The organism is Flavobacterium ardleyense (assembly GCF_042686085.1).
GTDB lineage: Bacteria > Bacteroidota > Bacteroidia > Flavobacteriales > Flavobacteriaceae > Flavobacterium > Flavobacterium ardleyense.
The window spans coordinates 290,649-312,480 of the sequence record NZ_JBHUOL010000010.1; the positions used below are offsets into that span (position 1 = coordinate 290,649).

Here is a 21,832-nt window from a genome sequence, read left to right on the forward strand (position 1 = left end):
GAATTATTATTTTTTAAACTAAAATCGTACCTTTGCACTCAAATTAAAAAACAAAAAAAATGGCTACAAATAGAACATTTACAATGATTAAACCAGATGGTGTTGAAAACGGACACATTGGTGGGATTTTAAACATGATTACTGAAGGTGGATTTAAAATCGTATCTTTAAAATTAACGCAATTGACTGTTGCTGATGCTCAAGCATTTTATTCAGTTCACGCTGCAAGACCATTTTATGGTGAATTAGTTGAGTTTATGTCTAGAGGGCCTATCGTTGCTGCTATCTTAGAAAAAGAAAACGCTGTTGAAGATTTTAGAACTTTGATTGGTGCTACAAATCCTGCTGACGCTGCTGATGGAACTATCCGTAAAAAATATGCTAAGTCAATTGGTGAAAATGCTGTTCACGGTTCAGATTCTGATGAGAATGCTGCTATTGAAGCTGCTTTCCATTTTGCTGGAAGAGAAATGTTCTAGATTTCTGATTTAAAGAAATTTTAAGTTTATATATTAGAAAAAAAACTCTTTTCAATTGAAACGAGTTTTTTTTTATCTTAATACTAAAGTTTGAACCAAATCTTTTCGAAGCTCTTCGTTGATCATTTTTATGATTTTGTCTTTTCCGTAACTTAATTCTTCTCGCAATACGGAAGACGATAAAGCCACATAAAGCGTTGTCCCTTTCAATTGAATTTCTGTAGTGTAATTATTAACACCGTTTCCCATAAGGTTTTTCCAAGCATCACGCACGTTTACAACGTCCATTCCACCTTCCAACTTATTTTGTGAAACAAATTGTTTTAGAACATCGCCAATTGAGCTTTCCTCACTAAATCGTTTTGCCATAATTATTTTACTGTAAAAGGAATAGGTCTTTTGTAATGGTATTCTAATTCTTGCTTGTTTTTAAGCACTAATTTATCAGCAGTTAATTCAATGATGGTTTCATCCCAATTAGCAAACTCCGTAGTGTATTTAATAGTAGCAACACCTTCTTTAACATTAATTGCAAGATCTTCGTTTATATCATTTGTTAGGTAAGTTCCGTCTACCTGAGGCATTACCTTTTTGCGAAATCCTTTTTTATCCTCCACTTTGAAAAAATCAACCGTTTCATTGATCTTATATTCTTTCTTCTCTCCGTCTGGCATCATCACTTTTTCTATTTCCCAGTAGCCATTAAGATACTGCAAATCAGTTTCTGCTATGAATTGTTTGCAGGAAACTAATACTCCAAAAACTAGAAACAGCACAACTTTTTTCATACTTCACTTTTTTATTAAGCCTTAAAATTACAAATAATACGCATTAGATATGAACTTTTCAGAACATTTATTTTATTGCTTCTACCTAAAAAAAAAACTATAATTAATCCATATCTAAACGAGTACAAAGTTAAGAAATCTAAAGCCTATCGGCGAAATTAGTTCAAAAAAAATGCTGTTATTAACTAACAGCATTTTAATATTTTTACTTTTTCACTTTCTTTTTAGGACCTGTTAGTTTTATGATTACAAACATCAAAAGTGCAAATGATGCCAATCTAAACATTAAAATAACATTTTCATTTTCAAAAGGAATAGCAACTAAAGCCAACACAATCGCTACTATTAGCAGCCTAACTGTTTTATATTTAAAAAAGTTCATCTTTCTTATCCTATTTGAAAAATGAATCTACAAATTCATATTTATTGAAAACCTGTAAATCTTCGATTCCTTCACCAACACCAATATATTTTACAGGAATTTGAAATTGGTCCGAAATACCAATAACCACTCCACCTTTTGCCGTTCCATCTAATTTAGTTACTGCTAAGCAAGAAACCTCAGTAGCAGCGGTAAATTGTTTGGCTTGTTCAAAAGCATTTTGTCCTGTAGAACCATCTAATACTAAAAGTACATCGTTTGGCGTATCTTCAACTACTTTTTGCATTACTTTTTTAACCTTTGAAAGTTCATTCATCAGTCCAACTTTATTATGCAAACGGCCAGCAGTGTCAATAATAACAATATCTGCATTTTGCGCCACAGCGCTTTGTAAGGTATCAAAAGCCACGGAAGCAGGATCACTTCCCATTTGTTGTTTTACGATTGGCACACCTACTCGATCTGCCCAAATTTGCAATTGATCAATAGCTGCAGCTCTGAAAGTATCACCAGCTCCTAAAACGACGCTATAACCGGCTTTTTTAAATTGATAAGCTAGTTTACCAATAGTCGTTGTTTTACCAACACCATTAACACCAACCACCATTAAAACGTAAGGTTTTTTATCTTTAGGAATTGAGAATTCAGTAGCCTCACCAGAATTTGTTTCCGACAATAAACTCGCGATTTCCTCTCTTAGAATTTCATTTAATTCACTTGTTCCTAAATATTTATCTTTAGAAACACGTTCTTCGATACGACTGATAATTTTTAATGTGGTTTCAACACCTACATCAGAAGAAACAAGTATTTCTTCTAAATTATCAAGAACTTCATCATCAACTTTAGATTTTCCGGCAACTGCTTTAGTTAGTTTTGAAAAAAAAGAATTTTTCGTTTTTTCCAAGCCTTTGTCTAAATTTTCTTTTTTGTCCGAAGAAAATATTTTTTTAAAAAAACTCATAGGTATTTTTTTATAGAGGTTACTCTAATCAGAAACAAATGTAAAAATAAAAAAGCTACTTTCAAACGAAAGTAGCTTATCTATATGATTGTTTTATGAATTATTTCTTTTTCAAGAATTCATCAACTAATTCAGGAGCCATTACAGATTCAGTGAATGTGTATGCACCAGTCTTCGGAGATTTAACCATCTTAATAGCTTTGGTTAATCTTTTCGAAGCCGTTTGTAAGGATGCGATGCTTTTCTTTGCCATGACTTGTCTTATTTAATTTCTTTATGTACTGTTACTCTTTTTAAGATTGGATTAAATTTCTTAATCTCTAATCTGTCTGGAGTATTCTTTTTGTTCTTAGTAGTAATGTAACGAGATGTTCCAGGAACTCCTGAAGTTTTGTGCTCTGTACATTCTAAAATAACTTGGATTCTGTTACCTTTCTTTGCCATCTTGATATATGTTATTGCGGATTATACAGATTTTACAAATCCGTTTGCTTTTGCACTTTTCAATACAGCAGCAATTCCATTTTTATTAATAGTTTTTAATGCAGCAGTTGAAATCTTCAACGTTACCCATCTATCTTCTTCAGGAATGTAAAAACGTTTTTTTACTAAATTAACAGAGAATTTTCTCTTTGTTTTATTCATAGCGTGAGAAACATTGTTCCCTACCATTGCTCTTTTACCTGTAAGTTCACAAACTCTTGACATTATTATTCAGCTTTATTTCGTTATCTAAAATCAGGGTGCAAAGAAACAAAAACGTTTTCAAATACACAACTATCTTTTACTATTTTTTTAAAATTTCTTTGTAAATAAGTTCTAAGGCTTTGCTAACAGCCCTATCTATAACCTTTTCCCGTGGTTGTCCAAAATTAAATTCTTGGGAAAACACACCGTTTGGAGTGGCAATTGCAATAAAAACCGTTCCAATTTCCGCATCTGAATCACCTTTATTTGGTCCAGCATTTCCGGTTGTAGCGATTGCAAAATCCGTTTTCATCATTTGTTGCACGCTTAAAGCCATTGCTTCTGTAATTTCTGCACTAACAACGCTGTATTTTTCTAAAATTTCTTCAGAAATATGCAAAACATCCACTTTTGCTTGCGAGGCATAACTGACAACACTTCCTTTGAAATATTTAGAAGAACCTGGAACTTCGGTCAATAAAGACGCAATCTTCCCTCCTGTGCAACTTTCTGCCGTTGAAAGCGTGAGATTATCTTCCGTTAACAACCTGCCTAAAACAACCTCTATCGGCTCATCTTCGTTATATCCTACAATTATGTCGTGAATCAACAAATCAAGCATTTCGACTTGCTTTTTCATTTCAGCTAAAAGCAATTCATGATTTGTTCCTCTTGCGGTTAATCGCAACCTCACCTTTCCTGGACTTGGTAGATAAGCTAATCGAATAAATGGAGGCAAATTATCTTCCCATTCTTCAATTTCTTCTGCAATCAAACTTTCACCTCGACCATAAGTCATAATGGTTTGATGCACAATATACGGACGTTCAAACTTCGTCGCCAAAGCAGGAACAACCTCATTATCAACCAAATATTTCATTTCATAAGGTACGCCCGGCAAGGAAATAAAAACGGTGTTTTCCTTTTCCATCCACATTCCAGGGGCTGTTCCAACTTGATTAAAAAGCACTTTCGCTTTTGTAGGAACCAACGCTTGTTCCTTGTTGATTTGAGTAATTGGTCGCTTATAAAAGCCTTCAATAATTCCTTTTACATGAAGTAAAATCGCTTCGTTTTCAACTAAAGTATCTTCAAAATATTCACAAAATGTTTTCTTAGTGATGTCATCTTTTGTTGGACCTAATCCGCCAGTAACTAGCACAACATCAACTTTGTTCTGTAATTTTTCGAAGGTTTCTAAAATATGTGTTTTATCGTCTGAAATGGAAATCATTTCGTGTGTTGCAATACCAATTTTATCTAAAGCTTTTGCAATATAAGACGAATTTGTATCTACAATTTGGCCAATAAGAATCTCATCGCCAATAGTAATAATTGTCGCTTTCATAGGTTAAATTTTATTTGCTATGGAAACCTACGGCATTACCCTATTCAACAAATAAGACTGGTTTCACAAACTTATCGTTAAAAGTAATTTAATAGGCAAAAATATAGTTTCAGGGAACTTGTTTATATTTTGAAATCTTTTTTGATTTCTTTGATCGCTAAATCAATTCGATCTCTCAAAGATTTGAATACTTCTTTAATTTCTTTCTTTTTACCTTCTTCTTTAGCCCAATTCATTATCTGAATATTCTCTTCGTAGGCAATATCCATTCCTAATAAATCTAAAGTAGGTTTAATTTTGTGACAAGCCGCATAGGCTCTTGTGTAGTCTTTTTCTTTTATAGAACCTTTTATACATTTAATTTCAGCCGGCACTTCCTCTAAAAATAGAGTTACAATTTGTAATGCAAATTCGGTATCGTTTTCCGAAATTTCATAAACTTTTGCTAGATTATACTGTAACGCCATCTCTATTTAATTTGAATTTTAAACATTTGTTTTTCTTCTATAAAACCCTCTAAAACATCACCTTCTGTAACTTTAGCAACACCTTTTGGTGTTCCTGTAAAAATAATATCACCTTTTTTTAACGTGAAATATTGCGAAACATAAGCAACTAATTCATCAATTTTCCATAACATTAAGTTGGAATTTCCTACTTGAACGCTAGTTCCATTAGATTTTAATTCAAAGTTAATATTTTCTACAGAAGAAAAATCTTTTATCGATAAAAAGGCTCCAATCACCGCTGAATGGTCAAAAGCCTTTGCTTTTTCCCAAGGTAAGCCCTTCTCTTTCAATTTAGTCTGCACATCTCTAGCCGTAAAATCAATTCCCAATCCGATTTCATCGTAATATTTGTGAGCAAATTTTGCATCAATGTATTTTCCTACTTTACAAATCTTCACCAAAAGCTCTACTTCGTGATGCACATCATTACTAAAAGGCGGAATTACAAACGGTGTTTTTTTAGGCAAAACTGCTGTATCCGGTTTCATAAAGATAACCGGTTCTGTTGGTTTCTCGTTATTTAATTCGGAAATATGGTCAACGTAATTGCGACCGATACAGATTATCTTCATAGCAAATAGTCAGTAGTAAGTTTTCAGTGATCAGTATATTTACCGAACACCAAAAACTTATCACTTTATTTAGTGTTTAATTTTCTTAATTTAATAGCTGTCAATACCTTTTTTGTATATAACGGGAAATCAGCATTTTGAATCCAGCCGAAATAACCTGGCTCTGCTTCTAAAACCTCATCCACTAATCTTCCTTTGTGTTTTCCGAAACTGAAAATTTCTTTTTCATCCTTATTTAGCGCTATAAATCCTGCGAAATCTACCGACTTTTTTCTAGTAGTAAACTCAGATAGGAATTTCATATCGTTCTCCAAATCGGGATATCTATCTAATTGTGCTTTTAGAATTTCATAAGTTGCCATTGTGTCTGCTTCCGCCGAATGGGCGTTTTCTAAGCTTTCGCCACAATAGAATTTATAACCTGCACTTAATGTTCTTTCTTCTTTCTTATGGAAAATAGTCTGAATATCTACAGAAACTCTATTTTTCATATCGAAATCGATTTCGGCACGAAGCATTTCTTCTGCTAATAACGGAATATCAAATCTATCTGAATTGAAACCTGCCAAATCTGAATCTTTGATCATATTATGGACTTGCGTAGCTAATTCCTTAAAAGTAGGCTCATTCGCCACTTTTTCATCTGTGATTCCGTGAACGGCAGTTGTTTGTGGCGGAATTGGAATAGTAGGATTTACTAACCACGTTTTACTTTCTTTATTTCCGTTTGGAAAAACTTTAAAAATCGAAATTTCTACAATTCGGTCACGAGCCACATCAATTCCAGTGGTTTCAAGATCGAAAAAACAAATAGGGCGTGTTAATTTTAGTTCCATAGCGTTTAAATATCCTGCAAAGATAAATATTTTAGTATAAGATTTTCTAAAAGAAAGTATAAAAAAGGACTACAAAAGAAGGTTTTATGATTTAAATTCTGACGTAGTATCAATTCATTTCCTGTTTAGCCCTGATGGGAGTGGCATCCTTTTTATAAACCTAACAGGTTGCAAAAACCTGGTAGGGTTTTGAAAAGATAGAACGTACAGCAGGAATAAGGTTTCCCAAAATGCCCGAACGATTCGCTCCAAAAAAAAAACCGATAGCTATGAAACTATCGGTTTATAAGTATTTTGAGAAGCTGAAACGAGTTCAGCTTGACAAATTATAGATTTATTCTAAGATTAATAATCTCTGTTTACATCAAATGCTTCTAAATATTCGGCTACTCTTTTTACGAAGCTTCCTCCTAATGCACCATCTACAACTCTGTGGTCATAAGAATGTGATAAGAACATTTTTTGACGGATTCCGATGAAATCTCCTTCTGGAGTTTCGATAACAGCAGGTACTTTTCTGATGGCGCCAAGAGCTAAGATTCCAACTTGTGGCTGGTTGATAATTGGTGTTCCAAAAACCGAACCAAATGTTCCAACGTTTGTTACTGTATAAGTACCGCCTTGTGTATCGTCTGGTTTTAATTTTCCTGCTTTTGCACGACCTCCTAAATCGTTCACCGCTTTTGCCATACCTACCAAGTTTAATTGGTCTGCATTTTTAATAACCGGTACAATTAGGTTTCCGTTTGGTAAAGCCGCTGCCATTCCTAAGTTGATGTTTTTACGTTTGATGATTGTATCACCATCCACTGAAATATTCATCATAGGGAAATCTTTCAACGCTTTTGCAACCGCTTCCATCATAATAGGTGTGAACGTTAATTTTTCACCTTCGCGTTTTTCGAAAGCACCTTTAACTTTCTCTCTCCATTTTACAATGTTCGTTACATCCACTTCAATAAACGACTGCACGTGAGCAGAAGTTTGTACCGAAGCTACCATATAACCAGAAATTAGCTTACGCATTCTGTCCATTTCAATTACTTCATCACCTCCATTTACTGAAACTGGTGCTTTTGGAGCTTCCACTTTAGCCGTTGGAGTTGCTTGAACATTTGCAACAACTGGTTGAGCAACCGCTTGCGTTCCTCTATTTTTAATATAACCTAATAAGTCTTCTTTGTTTACACGACCGTCTTTACCAGAACCTGCAATAGCTTCTAATTCTGCCAATGAAATTCCTTCTTCTTTAGCAATATTTTTTACTAAAGGCGAGAAAAATTTATCAGATGCAGAAAAATCGGCAGCCGATACCGTTTCTTTAGCTGTTTCAATTGTTTTTGCAATTTCTGCAACCGCAACTGGTGTTTCTGCTTTAACCTCTGGTGTTGCAACTGCGCCACCTGCTGTTTCAATGATTGCAATAGTTTGACCTACTTGCACTACATCGTCTACGTTAAAAAGAATTTCAACAAGTGTTCCAGCTACTTCAGAAGGCACTTCGCTGTCTACCTTATCAGTAGCGATTTCTAGTACTGCTTCGTCCATTTCGATGGTATCACCAACGTTTTTTAACCAGTTGGTAACCGTTGCCTCAGCAACACTTTCTCCCATTTTGGGTAATTTCAATTCAAACTTTGCCATATCTTTAAACTAAAGTTGTGTTTTTTCTATTTGATTGCAAAAATACTAATTTTTCGTTCGTTTTGTAACTAATTCAATAATTTTTTATAACAATTTTATTTGTCCACGATCATTTGAGTTATTGCTACCGATTAGATAGTTAGAACTCGCAATGTAATTCTTAAAACTTATATTTTTATTTGTATTTGATTGCATAAAAGTAATGATTTCACAGAAACTAATGGTAGTTGTGTCAAAAATGATTTCAATATTTTCTTTCGGATTGTTTACAAATTGATTAAAATCAGACAAATATGTTGTTTTTTGATCTAACTTTAGTTGGAAATTTCTTCGTGATAACACAATATATTCAGAAATAGATCGAATTTCTTGCTTCTGTTGGCTTTTCTTTACTAAACTGAATACGAAACTTCCGACTTGCATCATTACATCAAAAAACCACGATTTCTTAAAGTGTTTTTTATAGAAAAACTGCATTGCTTCGCGAAAACGCTTCATATATATGCCATCGCGAACCGTACTTTCTCCTTTATAATGAATTACTGAAGTTTCGTGGAAATAGTAATTTGATTTTCCGGATTTCGAAATCATATAACTGAGATCAATATCGTCGGAATACATAAAACAGTTTTCATCGAAACCTCCAACTTGAAGGTATAATCCCCGCTTTAAAACCATAAAAGCACCAACGAGAATGGCAACTTTACCTGTTTCGTTCTCAGATAAATGTTGGGCATAATATTGATTAAAGCAGCTCGAATTTGGAAAAACCTTATACAATCCGAAGATTTTAGTAAAAGCGACCCAAGGCGTTGGAACTCCTCGTTTTGATTCGGGTAGAAATTTTCCTGAACCGTCGATAAGTTTGCAACCCACTATTCCAGTGTTCAGTTGCCAGTTTTCAGTTTTCAGAAATTTAGTAAATGTGTCTTCGGCGACGATTGTGTCTGGATTTAAAATGCAAAGATATTCGCCTTTTGCTTCGGCTACACCAATATTATTACCTTTTGGGAAACCTGAATTTTCTTTATTTTCTATTAGTTTAATGTGTGGGAATTTATCTTTCATCATCGCACAACTGTCGTCTGGCGAATTGTTATCTATGACAATGATTTCGCCGTCAATACCTACCAAGGCTTTTTCAACACTTAAAACGCATTGTTCAAGGAAATAACGAACATTATAATTGAGTATGATTACGGATAATTGCATGAGGCGAAGATAAATAAAACTTTAATTTTATTCTAATGAACTAAAATAATTAAGAAAAACGTAATACCTTCGGGATTCAAAAAGTAAAAAAGATTTAGAAATGAAATTTATATTTAAAATTACGCTGTTCTTATTATCATTATCGGTGTTTTCTCAGGAAGATATACAGTCAAAATATGATAAAAAGGAAGTTTATATCCCTATGCGAGATGGTACAAAACTTTTTACAGCCATTTACACACCAAAAGATATTGCAACAAATAAAAAGTACCCTTTTTTAATGCAAAGAACATGTTACAGCATTGCTCCTTATGGTGAAGAAAATTTCAAAAAATCAGTAGGTCCAAACATTTACCTGGCAAAAGATAAGTATATTTTTGTTTATCAAGATGTAAGAGGAAGATTTATGAGCGAAGGTGTTTTTACCAATATGACGCCACAAGTAGTGCAAAAATCTAAAAAAGATGTTGATGAAAGTACGGATACTTACGACACTGTTGATTGGCTGATTAAGAATATTAAAAACAACAATGGAAAAGTAGGGCAATATGGGACATCTTATCCTGGTTTCTATACGGCTGTGGGAGCAATTTCAAATCATCCGGCATTAGTTGCTTCATCTCCTCAAGCGCCAATTTCAGATTTCTTTTTTGATGATTTTCAACATAATGGTGCTTTTGTTATGGGTTATTTCAGAACTTTTCCAGTTTTTGGCGTTCAAAAAACAAAAGCAGAAAAAGAAGCTTGGTATATGGATTCTTTTATAAAACCAACAGCTAAAGATGGTTCTGTTTTCTATAACGAATTAGGCACTTTAAAAGAAGCGTCTGATAAATATTATAAAGATAATTTCTTCATGCAAGAAATTATGGACCATCCGAATTATGATGCATTTTGGCAATCTAGAAACTTACTTCCTCATCTGAAAGGTATTAAGCACGCGGTTATGACTGTTGGAGGTTGGTATGATGCTGAAGATTTATCTGGTCCTTTAAACATTTACAAAACGATTGAAAAAAACAACCCAAAAGCAAAGAACACTATTGTAATGGGACCTTTTTCGCATGGCGCATGGTCAAGAGAATCTGGAAAACATTTTCATAATGACATCTATTTTGGAGACAGCATCGCTACTTTTTATCAAAAAAACATTGAATATAAATTCTTTAACCATTATTTAAAAGAAAATTCAAAAAATACGATCGCACTTCCTGAAGCTTATATGTTTGATACTGGAAAGAAAGAATGGAAAGAATTCAATAGCTGGCCACCAAAAGAAAGTAGTAAATTAAACTTCTTTTTAAATTCAGACGGAAAATTAGCCAAAGTAAGACCTCAAGACTCTTCCTATTCGGAATATTATAGCGACCCTAACAATCCAGTTCCAAGTAGTGTTAATTATGCCGAATATAATGGTTTTACGCCTAGAAATTATATGAGTGAAGATCAGCGTTTTGCATTAAGTAGACCAGACGTGGTTACTTTTACAACTGAATATTTAACAGAAGACATAACTTTAGCAGGAGAAATTATGGCAAAATTGAAGATTGCTTCGACATCTTCGGATGCTGATTTCATTGTGAAATTAATTGATATTTATCCTGCAGATGAACCTGCAAACACAGATAAACCAAACGTACTTTATGCTAACTACCATCAAATGGTTCGCAGTGAAGTTATGCCTGCACGTTTTAGAACTAGTTTTGAAAAACCAGAAGCACTAACGCCAAATTCAGCTACAGTAGTAAATTTCAGACTTCAAGATGTGTTACATACTTTCAAGAAGGGACACAAAATTCAAATACAAATTCAGAGTTCTTGGTATCCTATGATCGCCATCAATTCTCAGAAATTTATTGAAAATCAGCATTTAGCAAAAAAAGAAGATTACACTAAAGCTTTCATTAAGATATTTAATGAAAGTCATATTGAAGTAGAAATTTTAAAATAAAAAGAATAGAAGCTGTCAGAAATGACGGCTTTTTTATTAAAATTTAAAAAAATTGCTTCATTCCTCACAATGAACTACTTTTGCAAAATAATTGGCACATTGCCTTTTAGTTTAATTGTGAATAAGAAATGAATTACCTTTCAGTTGAAAATATCTCTAAAGCTTATGGCGAACGCGTTTTATTTGACAGCGTTTCGTTTGGAATAAACAAAGATCAAAAAATTGCATTCATTGCTAAAAATGGTTCGGGTAAAACCACCATTATGAATATGATTAATGGTCTTGACGAACCCGATACTGGTCAAATTGTTATGCGCAAGGATATCAACATGGCGTTTTTGTCGCAAAGTAATAATTTGCAAGACGAATTAACGGTTGAAGAAAATATTTTCGCATCAGACAATGAAATTTTAAAAGTAATTGAGCGTTACGAAAAAGCTTTAGAAAAGCCAGAAGATGAAGAAGCTTACCAAAGAGCTTTTGATGATATGGACCGCCACAATGCTTGGGATTTTGAAACACAATTCAAGCAAATTTTAACGAAACTAAAGTTGGAAGACTTGAAATTGAAAGTTAAAAGTATGTCGGGTGGACAAAAGAAACGTTTGTCATTGGCAATCATTTTAATTAGTAAACCAGATTTATTGATTTTAGATGAACCTACCAATCACTTGGATTTAGAGATGATTGAATGGTTAGAAGATTATTTTGCAAAAGAAAACATCACCTTATTTATGGTAACGCACGACCGTTTCTTCTTGGAGCGTGTTTGTAACGAAATCATTGAATTAGATAACGGAAAAATTTACCAATACAAAGGAAACTATTCGTACTATTTAGAGAAAAAAGAAGAACGACTTGCTTCTGAAAATTCGAGTATTGATAAAGCACAAAACCTTTTCGTAAAGGAATTGGCTTGGATGCGTCGTCAACCAAAAGCAAGAACTACCAAATCTAAATCGCGTCAAGACGATTTCTATGTGATTAAAGAAAAAGCAGAAAGCCGTCGTAAAGAAAACGTGGTGGAGCTAGAAATCAATATGGAACGCATGGGTAGCAAGATTATCGAGATGGTAAAACTGCATAAAAGCTTTGGCGATAACGTAATTTTAGATGGTTTTACTTATGCTTTCCAACGTGGTGAACGTATTGGGATTATTGGTAAAAACGGAACAGGAAAATCGACTTTCTTAAATATTTTAACCCAAACAGCACCACCAGATTCTGGAACTGTAACGATTGGTGAAACTATTAAAATTGGCTATTATACCCAAAGTGGTATCAATCCAAAACCAGGACAAAAAGTAATCGATATTATTAAAGAATATGGCGAATATATTCCACTTACTAAAGGTAGAATTATTTCGGCTACGCAATTATTAGAGCGTTTCTTATTTGATGCAAAAAAACAATATGATTTCGTAGAAAAATTAAGTGGTGGTGAATTAAAACGTCTGTATTTATGTACGGTTTTAATCCAAAATCCAAACTTTTTGATTCTGGATGAGCCAACGAATGACTTGGACATTGTTACTTTAAATGTATTGGAAAGTTTCTTATTAGACTTCCCAGGATGTTTACTAGTAGTGAGTCACGACCGTTATTTTATGGATAAAATTGTAGATCACTTATTTGTTTTTAGAGGTCAAGGTGTAATTGAAGATTTCCCAGGAAACTACTCTGATTTTAGAAGTTATGAAGATTCTGCTGATGTGGCTCAAAAAGAGGAAAACAAAGCAGATAAGAAAGACTGGAAACAAAACAATCCAACGGGTAACCTGACATTTAACGAGCAGAAAGAGTATCAGAAAACAGAAAAAGAAATTAAAGATTTAGAAGCTCAAAAAATCGCAATTGAACAACTTTTTGCAGATGGAAAAGTGGCAGATGAAAGCATCGCGAAGAAAGCTAATGAATTACAAAATATCATCAATAAAATTGCATCCAAAGAAGAACGCTGGTTTGAATTGAGTGCGAAAATGGAAGGATAGAAAAAGTCTCAGTGTTCAGTTTACAATCCCCAAGAGTTTTAGGACACAACTAAAATGTTGGGGATTTTTCTTTTAAAAATATCAGATTAAACTTTTGCTATAAACTGAAGCATCTCAAATCTTAAAACGTTTTATAACTTTATTGTATCTTCGCTCCTGTTTTAAAAATACACTTTTACTATGTTATTTATCGTGAAATCCTACATAAAATTCCTAATTCACGCCAAAAATGAACACGGCGTGCATTCACCTTTTGTGTTTGATTTAGTTATGAAATGCATTTATGATAAAACGAATTATCCCGAATACGAAGTTTTAAAAAACTACCGAAAATCGCTTTTAGAAAATAAAACCACGATTGAAGTAACCGATTTTGGTGCGGGTTCACGCGTTTTTAAATCGAATACCAGAGAAGTTTCAAAAATTGCTAAAACCGCCGGAATTACATCAAAGAATGCGGAATTACTTTTTAGAATCGTTCATTATTTTCAACCAAAAACTATTTTAGAAATCGGAACTTCCTTAGGATTAGCAACTTCTGCTCTTTCTTGTGAAAATCAAAATGCGAAAATAATTACTTTAGAAGGTTGTCCGCAAACATTAAATCAAGGACAATTGCAATTGCAAAAATTCAACTTCAATAACGTTCAATGTTTGAATACTGAATTTTCAATCTATTTCGAAAACCTTAAACTTGAAACCTCAAACTTGAAACCTCAAATCTTCGATTTGATTTACTTCGATGGCAATCATTCTAAAAAAGCCACTTTAGCTTATTTTGAAGCCTTATTACCAACAATTTCTAATGATTCCGTTTGGATTTTCGACGATATTCATTGGTCGCCGGATATGGAAGAAGCTTGGGAACTCATCAAAAATCATCCCCAAGTTTCGGTAACGGTTGACACTTTTCAATGGGGAATCGTCTTTTTTCGAAAAGAACAAAACAAAGAACATTTCATAATCAACCCGAATCGCACTTGGACTTCGCACTTATTTGAGAAATTTAGATTTTAGTGTAACAAAATCCGTTCTTTTTCTACTTATAGAATAGTTATGAAGTCTGTTTTCTGAATTCATAATTCTAAATTCTAAATTCATTATGGCAAATCCGTTAATCAAAATAACCAATATCAAAAGAGATTTCCCTTTAGGAAACGAAATCGTTTATGTTTTAAAAGGCATCGATTTAGAAATTAATAAAGGCGAATATGTTGCATTGATGGGACCATCAGGTTCTGGAAAATCCACTTTAATGAACATTTTAGGTTGTTTAGACACACCGACATCAGGAACTTACATTTTAAACGGAAAACACGTTAGTGAAATGCAAGACGATGAATTGGCAGGTATTCGAAATAAAGAAATCGGATTCGTTTTTCAGACCTTCAACTTGATGCCGAGAACAACGGCTTTGGATAATGTTGCGTTGCCAATGGTTTATGCTGGACATTCAAAATCGGAACGTAACGAGCGCGCTACAGAAGTATTGACGCAAGTAGGTTTGAATGACCGAATGGACCACAAACCTAATCAACTTTCTGGTGGTCAACGCCAGCGTGTAGCAGTTGCGAGAGCCTTAGTTAACAAGCCTTCCATCATTTTAGCCGATGAACCTACTGGAAACTTAGACAGTAAAACTTCGCTTGAAATCATGGGCCTTTTCAATGAAATTCACGCACAAGGAAATACCGTTATTTTAGTAACACACGAAGAAGATATTGCTGCTTACGCCCACAGAATCATCCGTTTACGCGATGGAATTATCGAAAGTGACAAGCCAAATAAATAATAAAAACCAATAAATTATGAACTCATTAAAAAAAATCGGCGTTACCGTTATGGTAATCGGTGCAGCGTTAGCATTGTATAATATGTATCACAACGTTTCAGTTTTTACCAACTACGCTTTTTATATCGTAATAATTGGAATGATACTTACGATTATTCCTACGTTTATGAATAAAGGTAAATAAGTTTAAACCCCAGCTTTAACAATTTTTAGAAAATAATTTTATTTTTTTTGAAGCGAATGTCTGGGCTTTTTTGTTATCCTTATTCCTGCTGTACGTTCTATCTTTTCAAAACCCTAATCGGGTTTTAAAAAGGATGTCACTCCCATCAGGGCTAAAAAGCCATTCATTTTTATGCTTGAAATCTTTTTCAAAAGAACTATCTTTGCACAAAATTGCTGAAAATGACCTTATCAACCTACACAAAAGAATTCCGATACAATTTCAAACTCGCCTACCCTATTATTTTAGGAATGGTTGGGCACACAATTGTTGGAATTGTAGATAATATAATGGTTGGGAAGTTAGGTGCTACAGAGTTAGCAGCTGTTTCGCTTGGTAATAGCTTCATCTTCGTGGCACTTTCTATCGGAATCGGATTTTCAACAGCAATTACACCATTAGTAGCCGAATCAGACGGAAGAAATGATGTTGCTGCTGGTCGTTCTGCCTTTCACCATGGTTTGTACTTGTGTACTATTTTAGGCGTTGCGTTATTCACTTTAATCTTTTTCTCTAAACCATTAATTGGATTTATGGGACAACCCGATGCAGTTGTGGATATGGCAAAACCGTACTTAGATATCGTAGGGTTTTCTTTGATTCCTTTAATCATCTATCAAGCTTACAAACAATTTGCCGACGGATTGAGTGAAACCAAATATTCAATGTGGGCAACCATTATTGGAAACATCACCAACGTAATTATCAACTATTTTTTAATTTACGGAATTTGGATTTTTCCACAATTGGGAATCGTCGGAGCCGCTATCGGAACCATTGCTTCTCGTTTTGTGATGCTAGGTTTTATGCATTATATGATGAATTTAAAACCGAAATTTCACCCTTATTTTAAAGGCTTTAGTCTAAAAGAAATTAAGAAAGAAGTAAATAAAAAAATCATCAAAATCGGACTGCCTTCCGCTATGCAAATGTTTTTCGAAGTTGGTTTATTTACAGGAGCCATTTGGTTAAGCGGCATGATTGGAACTACCAGTCAAGCAGCCAATCAAATTGCATTGAGCTTAGCTTCGTTGACCTTCATGTTTGCCATGGGATTAAGTGTTACGGCAATGATTAGAGTGGGAAATCAAAAAGGACTGGGCGATTTTGTTAACCTAAGAAAAGTAGCGCTTTCCATATTCCTTTTGGCAACCATCATCGAAATATTTTTCGCACTATTATTTGTAGCTTTACATAAAGTTTTACCTTATATATTTGTAGATATTAATGATCTTAAAAACCTTACTGAAAATTTAGAAGTAATCGCCATTGCTACAAATTTATTATTAGTTGCTGCTATTTTCCAAATTTCTGATGGTTTACAAGTAGTTGCTCTTGGTGCTTTGAGAGGTTTACAAGATGCAAAAGTTCCAATGTATTTGGCATTTATATCCTATTGGGTTATCGGTTTTCCAATCTCTATTTACTTAGGGTTAGAAACCGAACTAAAAGCGGTTGGCGTGTGGATCGGATTATTAGCGGGCTTAACCGCAGCTTCTGTTTTACTATTTATGCGTTTCAACTATTTGACAAAAAAATTAATTCGCGAACAACAACTTTTCAAAGTTTAAAATTTAAAAAATATAGCTATGACTTATCCAAAATTCGTAATCGGTGATAATACAGACTTTCCAGAAGATATTTTTATCATTCATTTAGAATATCCAAGATTCATCATCAATTTAAAAGATGACGAAGTTGAATTCCTAGAAGACATTGAAGAAGAGGATGAAAAAGAATTAGAATCAGAAATGGAGCATTTAATCACCATTGCTGGTGAATTTTATGACCGTGAAATTGAGCGTTACGAAGAGTAGCAATAAAATTACTGTACAAATATCTTTTGTTTTATCGCATATAAAACAAGGCCTACTCTATTTTTGACATTTAATTTTACAAACAAGCAGTCTCTATATCCATCTATCGTTTTTGGACTTAGGTTCATCTCATCGGCGATCTCTTTATATGTTTTTTCAGAACAAACATGTTTTAGGAAATCAATTTCTCGTTCCTTTAAAACTGTATCGTCGTAAGATCCTTTTAAAGAATTTACTAATATATTAGTAACCGTATTTGAATGATAACAACCTTCGTCCATTATCTTTAGCAACGCCATTTCAAGGATTTCCTTATCCACATCTTTTAAGAGATAACCTCTGGCACCTGCACGAATCATATTTAAGATAACGCTCTCATCTTCTTCAACAGTTAGAGCCAAAACACTTACTTCAGGATAATTTATGGTGAGCCATTTTGTGGTTTCAATACCATTCATAATAGGCATATTAACATCCATCAGAACAATATCTGGAACTACTTTTTCAAATTCAATTTTTTTAATTAATTCGCTTCCATTCTTGCACAGATATAATACTTCAAAATTCTCAAATTGATTAACAATTCCAGATATAGCTTGCGATAAAAGCGTATGATCTTCTACAATTACAACGCTAAATTTTTTCATAATATTATAAATTTTCAAAAGCAATAAGCTTTTATCTTGTATTCGTGAGGGCAATAATTAAACTAGTGCCTGTATCTATTTCAGAATTAATAGCAACTTCTGCGTTTATCAAGGCGCCTCTTTTCTTCATATTGGTTAAACCAATTCCATTATTACCTGCATTATTGACTTCAAATCCTCTCCCATTATCAATTGCCTTAATGTATAATTTATTTTTAACATACTCCATTTCTACCGCTAATTCCGTGGCTTTTGAATGCTTAATGGTGTTTGAAAAAAACTCTTGCAAGATTCTAAATATAATAATTTCCGCTTTTTTGTCTAGCTGAAATATGTCACCCTTCGTTGTTAAACTAGCTTTTATGTAATTTAGTTTGTTAAAGCGGTCAATTTCGATTTGAACTGCTTCTGAAAGATTTATTTTACTAATATAATCTGGATTAATCGACTTAGACAAGGACCTGACCTCATTTATAATAGTGGTTAAATTGTCATTGACATCAGTAATGTGATGCGGATTTTCCTTCACACTTTGAAGTTGAATTTTCGCAAGAGTAAGCAATTGCCCTATATTATCGTGCAACTCCCAACTGATATTTCGCAATGTCTGTTCTCTAATTTCAACTTGCGATTCTATAATTTCTTTTTCATACTGGCGCGCTGCTTCAGTTTGGTGCATTAACAAGACATTCTTCTTTTTCTGAAATATTACGAAAAGAAAAACCATAACTACACAAAGGCTAAATAAGCCAAGAATCGCTAATAGTAACGCTTCTGTTCCTTGCTGCACCATATAAATCCTGAAATGATTAATATATTATAAATAAAAACCAATAAATAACTCGCCGTATAAATATACGGAATTGTAGCTGAATCGTAGTAATATTTACGAATAACATTAAATGGAATATTAGGGAGCACCGATAATAACAAGGCAATACTAATCCAAAAAATGAGCATTTTATTAATATGAATGATTTTATGTGAGTTTAATATTTCTAGTAAAAACAAAGTGACTGCACAAATTATAAAGAATCCACCTATCATGTAAGCTGTAGAAAAATAATCTTCTACAAAGTTTTCATAAAAAATATAAAATGTAAATATCAAGTAATAGATTATTTTTAGGACCTGAATTATATTTTTATTCACAACGCTTTTAACTGCTTTTTCATACATAAGAAAGAAGAAGCTAAAGGAGACAAATTGATAAATATTGTAGAGAAAAGCATTGTAAATCGATACATTTTCACTGTATATTTTAGCGGAAAAATCATTTATTACAATGTACCACAATAGATATAAAAAGTATTTTAAAAAAGTGCTTTTATACTTGTAATAATTAAAAGTACCTACTAATGCAGTGACTATTTGAAAATAAGTTAGAAAAGTTTTAATATCATGTAGCGGTAAAAGTGTAATATCCATATTTATCTTCTTGGAGGTGGCGTCAATTGTAATTCGTTTAACATAATACTAGTATGCTCTTCTGTTTCAAGCTTGTTAGATGCTCCTTTATAAACATTAGTACGTTGATTAATTGATTTCTTGTTTAAAAACAAATCTGCAACAGGCGTAAAATCACCAATATATTTATTTGATCCCTTTGGTGCTATAGTAAAAGGTACGTGCTTTAAATTAGTATATGTTCTTGACAATTCCGTTTCTTCTATTTCAACAGTAGGAGCTATAAAAAAAGTTTCTCTTCCTTGGTATTTCGGTTCTTTGTCAACCGTTGCGTATTTATTTTGATTTGGATAGGCTGCGAAGTAAAAACGCAAACCAGAGATTTTTTTGTTATTCAACTTCTCAACTTCTTCAAGAAAAGCAACATATTTTTTTAAGCTATCTAAACCAATATAGGCAAATTCAGTTCCTTGATATTGATTTCCATTTATACTTTTTGCCTTCTCTATTAAAGGTAAAATACTAGAATCATATTCATCTTTCATTTCAATTGCTTGATTCAAAGATATAATTTGGTTAGGAACCATTTTCTCAATATCCTGTTTTTCAACTTCTGCAACGTTGTCATTTCCTTTTATTCCTTTTATTTCTTCCTTATTTCCATCTTGACAAGAAATAAATAATGAAAGGCCCATAAGTAAAACTGAAGTACTCAATTTTTTAGTAAAATTTTCCATAATTGTTTGTTTGTTAAAGTAATAAGCAAATATATAAGTAATAGTCTACAACGAATATAGGAAAAACACCCTTTTTGACTAAAGTGATTTTCTGTTTAAAAAAAGGTGTTTAAACTACTGAATTACAGATAGATATAAGCCAATTTTGTAATGTCTAAAACAACTAATGCAATTTGCAAAGTGATTTATAAGATGACAGGGAAGCCGAAAACTGTTTAGAGTAGGTAAACTATAAATTATTATATTATGTCAAAATTTGAACCAATACCAAAGGATTTTACGCAAGTACTATTTGGTGAAGTATTTAAAAAGATAACAAATGGTGGCGATGCAAAAATGTTAGGAATGAATGATTTTGTCGCTTGGAATACCGTGCCAGAAGCTCTAGATAAGCAAGCTTTTGATTTTGCTGCAAAAGGATTTTTTGGTTCTGTAAAAAAAGAAGAAAACATGTCTCAAGAAGAATATAACAACCTTAGATCTTCAAAAAAATGGAGTGCCTATATTTATTCTCAAGAATTTTCTGAATTAGTTGATAAGATTCCTTCCACTATACCAGCCTTAAAACCAGATGGCACAAGAGAGATGACTATTTGGAGCGATTCTCTAAAACGTGTATCCCAAATATATGAAGATGCTTTGCTGTTTTCAGTAGTATTAAACACAGAACTCGATCCAAAATTGCTGAAAAAAATCGATACAATGCGCAAAAAACTGTTTACTATAAAAAAATTAGCAAATCCTGATTTTGACGATACTTCAATTGAACATCCAGAAGATAATCCAAAGTTTGTTTTCCAAAGTTTTATTTCACCTAGCTATCTAAAGTATTTAGAATATGAAATTAAATACTACGCTGCGGAAGAAGAATTCCGAAATTTAGAAGCAGCTGCGCAAGGAGGAAACGATCCACAAGCCATAACAGACTTGGCTTTAAAAGGAGGTATGTTAAAAAAGAAAGTGGTAAATGCAATGAAAGCATGGGAAACCCTTGGATTTAAAACCCAAATTGAAAAAGTGCAAAATTATATCTCTCAAGTTGAGGAGGGTAATTTCTTAACTTTAAAGGAGCGCTATAAAACAGAATTTAGTATTGCCAAAAGAACATCGGTATTAACGAGTAACTCTTTTAACATTTCTGCTCCTTTACCTTCGAATGTATTAAATAATTCAGATGGATGGATGAACTTTGAATTTAGTAAATCTCACTATGATAGTTCCTATTCTTCAAAGTCAAAAAACTGGGGTGCAAGTGCAGGATTTGGCGGTTCTTCATGGGGAGCATCAGCACATATTAAAGGTGAGAAAGTAGATGCCTCTTCTAAATTGAACTTCAATGATTTTAATATGAGTTTCAAAATTTCAAAATGTTCTATTAATAGAGGTTGGTTAGGAATGCCTTTCGTAGAATCTAGATATTGGAAATTTCCTAAAACATCGCCTCAAGTAATTAACAATTCAGTTATTAGCAATGGTATTGGAGGAAAGCAAGGCAACGGGCCAGAGCCTTTGATGCCAGCTGTAATTTCTGAAATGTATATAATAAAGGATTTAAAAATTGGATTTAATGAAGGTTCAGACTCTTTTAATTATGTAAAAAACACAATAGGTGGCGGTGGTAGTGTTAATATTTTCGGATTTAACGCCGGCGGTCATTATAGCCAATCAGCTACTGACGTAACGTCAACTACTGAAAGAACAGGGCAAAATCAAACGGCAAAAGGTTATTTACTGCTGGGATATAAATGCCATATTGTGCCTTTATCTCCAAATCCAAGTCCTAATATTAAGGACTCTGAATGGACAATTCCTGATTAAATCTCTAAACTAATAAATCCATTTCAAA

General features: G+C 33.2%; 25 protein-coding genes. 9 read left to right on the top strand and 16 right to left on the bottom strand.

All coding sequences use genetic code 11. The annotated features are described in order from the left end of the window. Window positions 1–59: 59 nt before the first annotated feature. Window positions 60–479, top strand: a complete 420-nt coding sequence (locus tag ACFSX9_RS05200) for a nucleoside-diphosphate kinase (RefSeq protein ID WP_379805309.1) — start codon at window positions 60–62, stop codon at window positions 477–479. Window positions 480–551: 72 nt separating this feature from the next. Here ACFSX9_RS05200 and ACFSX9_RS05205 read toward each other — a convergent pair whose 3' ends face one another. The 13 genes from ACFSX9_RS05205 to ACFSX9_RS05265 all read right to left on the bottom strand — a co-directional run bounded on the left by ACFSX9_RS05205 (window position 552) and on the right by ACFSX9_RS05265 (window position 9,421). Beyond that, a complete protein-coding gene (locus tag ACFSX9_RS05205; protein ID WP_379805311.1) occupies window positions 552–848 on the bottom strand; it encodes a DUF721 domain-containing protein in 297 nt (98 codons plus the stop codon). A gap of 2 nt (window positions 849–850) precedes the next feature. After that, window positions 851–1,267: a lipocalin-like domain-containing protein gene (locus ACFSX9_RS05210; protein WP_379805314.1), complete on the bottom strand. Its 417-nt coding sequence runs from the start codon at window positions 1,265–1,267 to the stop codon at window positions 851–853. A gap of 205 nt (window positions 1,268–1,472) precedes the next feature. Beyond that, a complete protein-coding gene (locus ACFSX9_RS05215; RefSeq protein WP_379805315.1) occupies window positions 1,473–1,649 on the bottom strand; it encodes a hypothetical protein in 177 nt (58 codons plus the stop codon). Between the two features lie 10 nt (window positions 1,650–1,659). Continuing rightward, window positions 1,660–2,613: a signal recognition particle-docking protein FtsY gene (ftsY, locus tag ACFSX9_RS05220; RefSeq protein WP_379805316.1), complete on the bottom strand. Its 954-nt coding sequence runs from the start codon at window positions 2,611–2,613 to the stop codon at window positions 1,660–1,662. 100 nt (window positions 2,614–2,713) lie between these two features. Continuing rightward, the gene (locus ACFSX9_RS05225) at window positions 2,714–2,866 is read right to left on the bottom strand and encodes a DUF4295 domain-containing protein (protein ID WP_379805318.1); all 153 of its coding nucleotides are present in this window, start codon (window positions 2,864–2,866) and stop codon (window positions 2,714–2,716) included. An 8-nt stretch (window positions 2,867–2,874) separates the two neighbouring features. Beyond that, window positions 2,875–3,057 (bottom strand): 50S ribosomal protein L33, encoded by a 183-nt coding sequence (gene rpmG / locus ACFSX9_RS05230; protein WP_008253902.1) that lies wholly within the window; start codon window positions 3,055–3,057, stop codon window positions 2,875–2,877. Window positions 3,058–3,078: 21 nt separating this feature from the next. Then, a complete protein-coding gene (gene rpmB, locus ACFSX9_RS05235; protein WP_379805321.1) occupies window positions 3,079–3,321 on the bottom strand; it encodes a 50S ribosomal protein L28 in 243 nt (80 codons plus the stop codon). 79 nt (window positions 3,322–3,400) lie between these two features. Further along, on the bottom strand, window positions 3,401–4,648 hold the full coding sequence (locus tag ACFSX9_RS05240; RefSeq protein ID WP_379805323.1) for a CinA family nicotinamide mononucleotide deamidase-related protein: 1,248 nt from the start codon (window positions 4,646–4,648) through the stop codon (window positions 3,401–3,403). Window positions 4,649–4,770: 122 nt separating this feature from the next. Next, window positions 4,771–5,115 carry a histidine kinase gene (locus ACFSX9_RS05245; protein WP_379805325.1) on the bottom strand — a complete coding sequence of 115 codons (345 nt, stop codon included), beginning with the start codon at window positions 5,113–5,115 and terminating at the stop codon, window positions 4,771–4,773. Between the two features lie 2 nt (window positions 5,116–5,117). Beyond that, window positions 5,118–5,729: a fumarylacetoacetate hydrolase family protein gene (locus ACFSX9_RS05250; protein WP_379805327.1), complete on the bottom strand. Its 612-nt coding sequence runs from the start codon at window positions 5,727–5,729 to the stop codon at window positions 5,118–5,120. 65 nt (window positions 5,730–5,794) lie between these two features. Beyond that, a complete protein-coding gene (locus tag ACFSX9_RS05255; RefSeq protein ID WP_379805329.1) occupies window positions 5,795–6,565 on the bottom strand; it encodes an exonuclease domain-containing protein in 771 nt (256 codons plus the stop codon). Window positions 6,566–6,910: 345 nt separating this feature from the next. Then, complete coding sequence (locus ACFSX9_RS05260) at window positions 6,911–8,209, bottom strand: dihydrolipoamide acetyltransferase family protein (protein WP_379805332.1); 1,299 nt, start codon at window positions 8,207–8,209, stop codon at window positions 6,911–6,913. An 84-nt stretch (window positions 8,210–8,293) separates the two neighbouring features. Next, window positions 8,294–9,421: a glycosyltransferase family 2 protein gene (locus ACFSX9_RS05265; protein WP_379805335.1), complete on the bottom strand. Its 1,128-nt coding sequence runs from the start codon at window positions 9,419–9,421 to the stop codon at window positions 8,294–8,296. A 100-nt stretch (window positions 9,422–9,521) separates the two neighbouring features. Here ACFSX9_RS05265 and ACFSX9_RS05270 point away from each other — a divergent pair, with 100 nt between their 5' ends. The 7 genes from ACFSX9_RS05270 to ACFSX9_RS05300 all read left to right on the top strand — a co-directional run bounded on the left by ACFSX9_RS05270 (window position 9,522) and on the right by ACFSX9_RS05300 (window position 17,195). Then, window positions 9,522–11,372: a CocE/NonD family hydrolase gene (locus ACFSX9_RS05270; RefSeq protein ID WP_379805338.1), complete on the top strand. Its 1,851-nt coding sequence runs from the start codon at window positions 9,522–9,524 to the stop codon at window positions 11,370–11,372. Window positions 11,373–11,500: 128 nt separating this feature from the next. Continuing rightward, window positions 11,501–13,363: an ABC-F family ATP-binding cassette domain-containing protein gene (locus ACFSX9_RS05275; protein WP_379805341.1), complete on the top strand. Its 1,863-nt coding sequence runs from the start codon at window positions 11,501–11,503 to the stop codon at window positions 13,361–13,363. Between the two features lie 180 nt (window positions 13,364–13,543). Beyond that, window positions 13,544–14,380: an O-methyltransferase gene (locus ACFSX9_RS05280; protein ID WP_379805344.1), complete on the top strand. Its 837-nt coding sequence runs from the start codon at window positions 13,544–13,546 to the stop codon at window positions 14,378–14,380. A gap of 85 nt (window positions 14,381–14,465) precedes the next feature. Continuing rightward, window positions 14,466–15,155 (top strand): ABC transporter ATP-binding protein, encoded by a 690-nt coding sequence (locus ACFSX9_RS05285; RefSeq protein ID WP_379805346.1) that lies wholly within the window; start codon window positions 14,466–14,468, stop codon window positions 15,153–15,155. 16 nt (window positions 15,156–15,171) lie between these two features. Beyond that, on the top strand, window positions 15,172–15,339 hold the full coding sequence (locus tag ACFSX9_RS05290; RefSeq protein ID WP_379805348.1) for a hypothetical protein: 168 nt from the start codon (window positions 15,172–15,174) through the stop codon (window positions 15,337–15,339). 221 nt (window positions 15,340–15,560) lie between these two features. Then, the gene (locus ACFSX9_RS05295) at window positions 15,561–16,949 is read left to right on the top strand and encodes an MATE family efflux transporter (protein WP_379805350.1); all 1,389 of its coding nucleotides are present in this window, start codon (window positions 15,561–15,563) and stop codon (window positions 16,947–16,949) included. 18 nt (window positions 16,950–16,967) lie between these two features. Then, complete coding sequence (locus ACFSX9_RS05300) at window positions 16,968–17,195, top strand: hypothetical protein (protein WP_322550329.1); 228 nt, start codon at window positions 16,968–16,970, stop codon at window positions 17,193–17,195. Window positions 17,196–17,203: 8 nt separating this feature from the next. On the opposite strand, the gene ACFSX9_RS05305 is transcribed toward ACFSX9_RS05300, so the two are convergent. The 3 genes from ACFSX9_RS05305 to ACFSX9_RS05315 all read right to left on the bottom strand — a co-directional run bounded on the left by ACFSX9_RS05305 (window position 17,204) and on the right by ACFSX9_RS05315 (window position 19,986). Further along, on the bottom strand, window positions 17,204–17,842 hold the full coding sequence (locus tag ACFSX9_RS05305) for a response regulator (protein WP_379805352.1): 639 nt from the start codon (window positions 17,840–17,842) through the stop codon (window positions 17,204–17,206). A 31-nt stretch (window positions 17,843–17,873) separates the two neighbouring features. Further along, complete coding sequence (locus ACFSX9_RS05310; protein WP_379805354.1) at window positions 17,874–18,635, bottom strand: sensor histidine kinase; 762 nt, start codon at window positions 18,633–18,635, stop codon at window positions 17,874–17,876. Window positions 18,636–19,272: 637 nt separating this feature from the next. Continuing rightward, window positions 19,273–19,986 carry a hypothetical protein gene (locus ACFSX9_RS05315; RefSeq protein WP_379805356.1) on the bottom strand — a complete coding sequence of 238 codons (714 nt, stop codon included), beginning with the start codon at window positions 19,984–19,986 and terminating at the stop codon, window positions 19,273–19,275. A gap of 246 nt (window positions 19,987–20,232) precedes the next feature. On the opposite strand from ACFSX9_RS05315, the gene ACFSX9_RS05320 reads away from it, so the two are divergent. After that, window positions 20,233–21,804 (top strand): hypothetical protein, encoded by a 1,572-nt coding sequence (locus tag ACFSX9_RS05320; RefSeq protein ID WP_379805359.1) that lies wholly within the window; start codon window positions 20,233–20,235, stop codon window positions 21,802–21,804. Window positions 21,805–21,832: the final 28 nt, after the last annotated feature.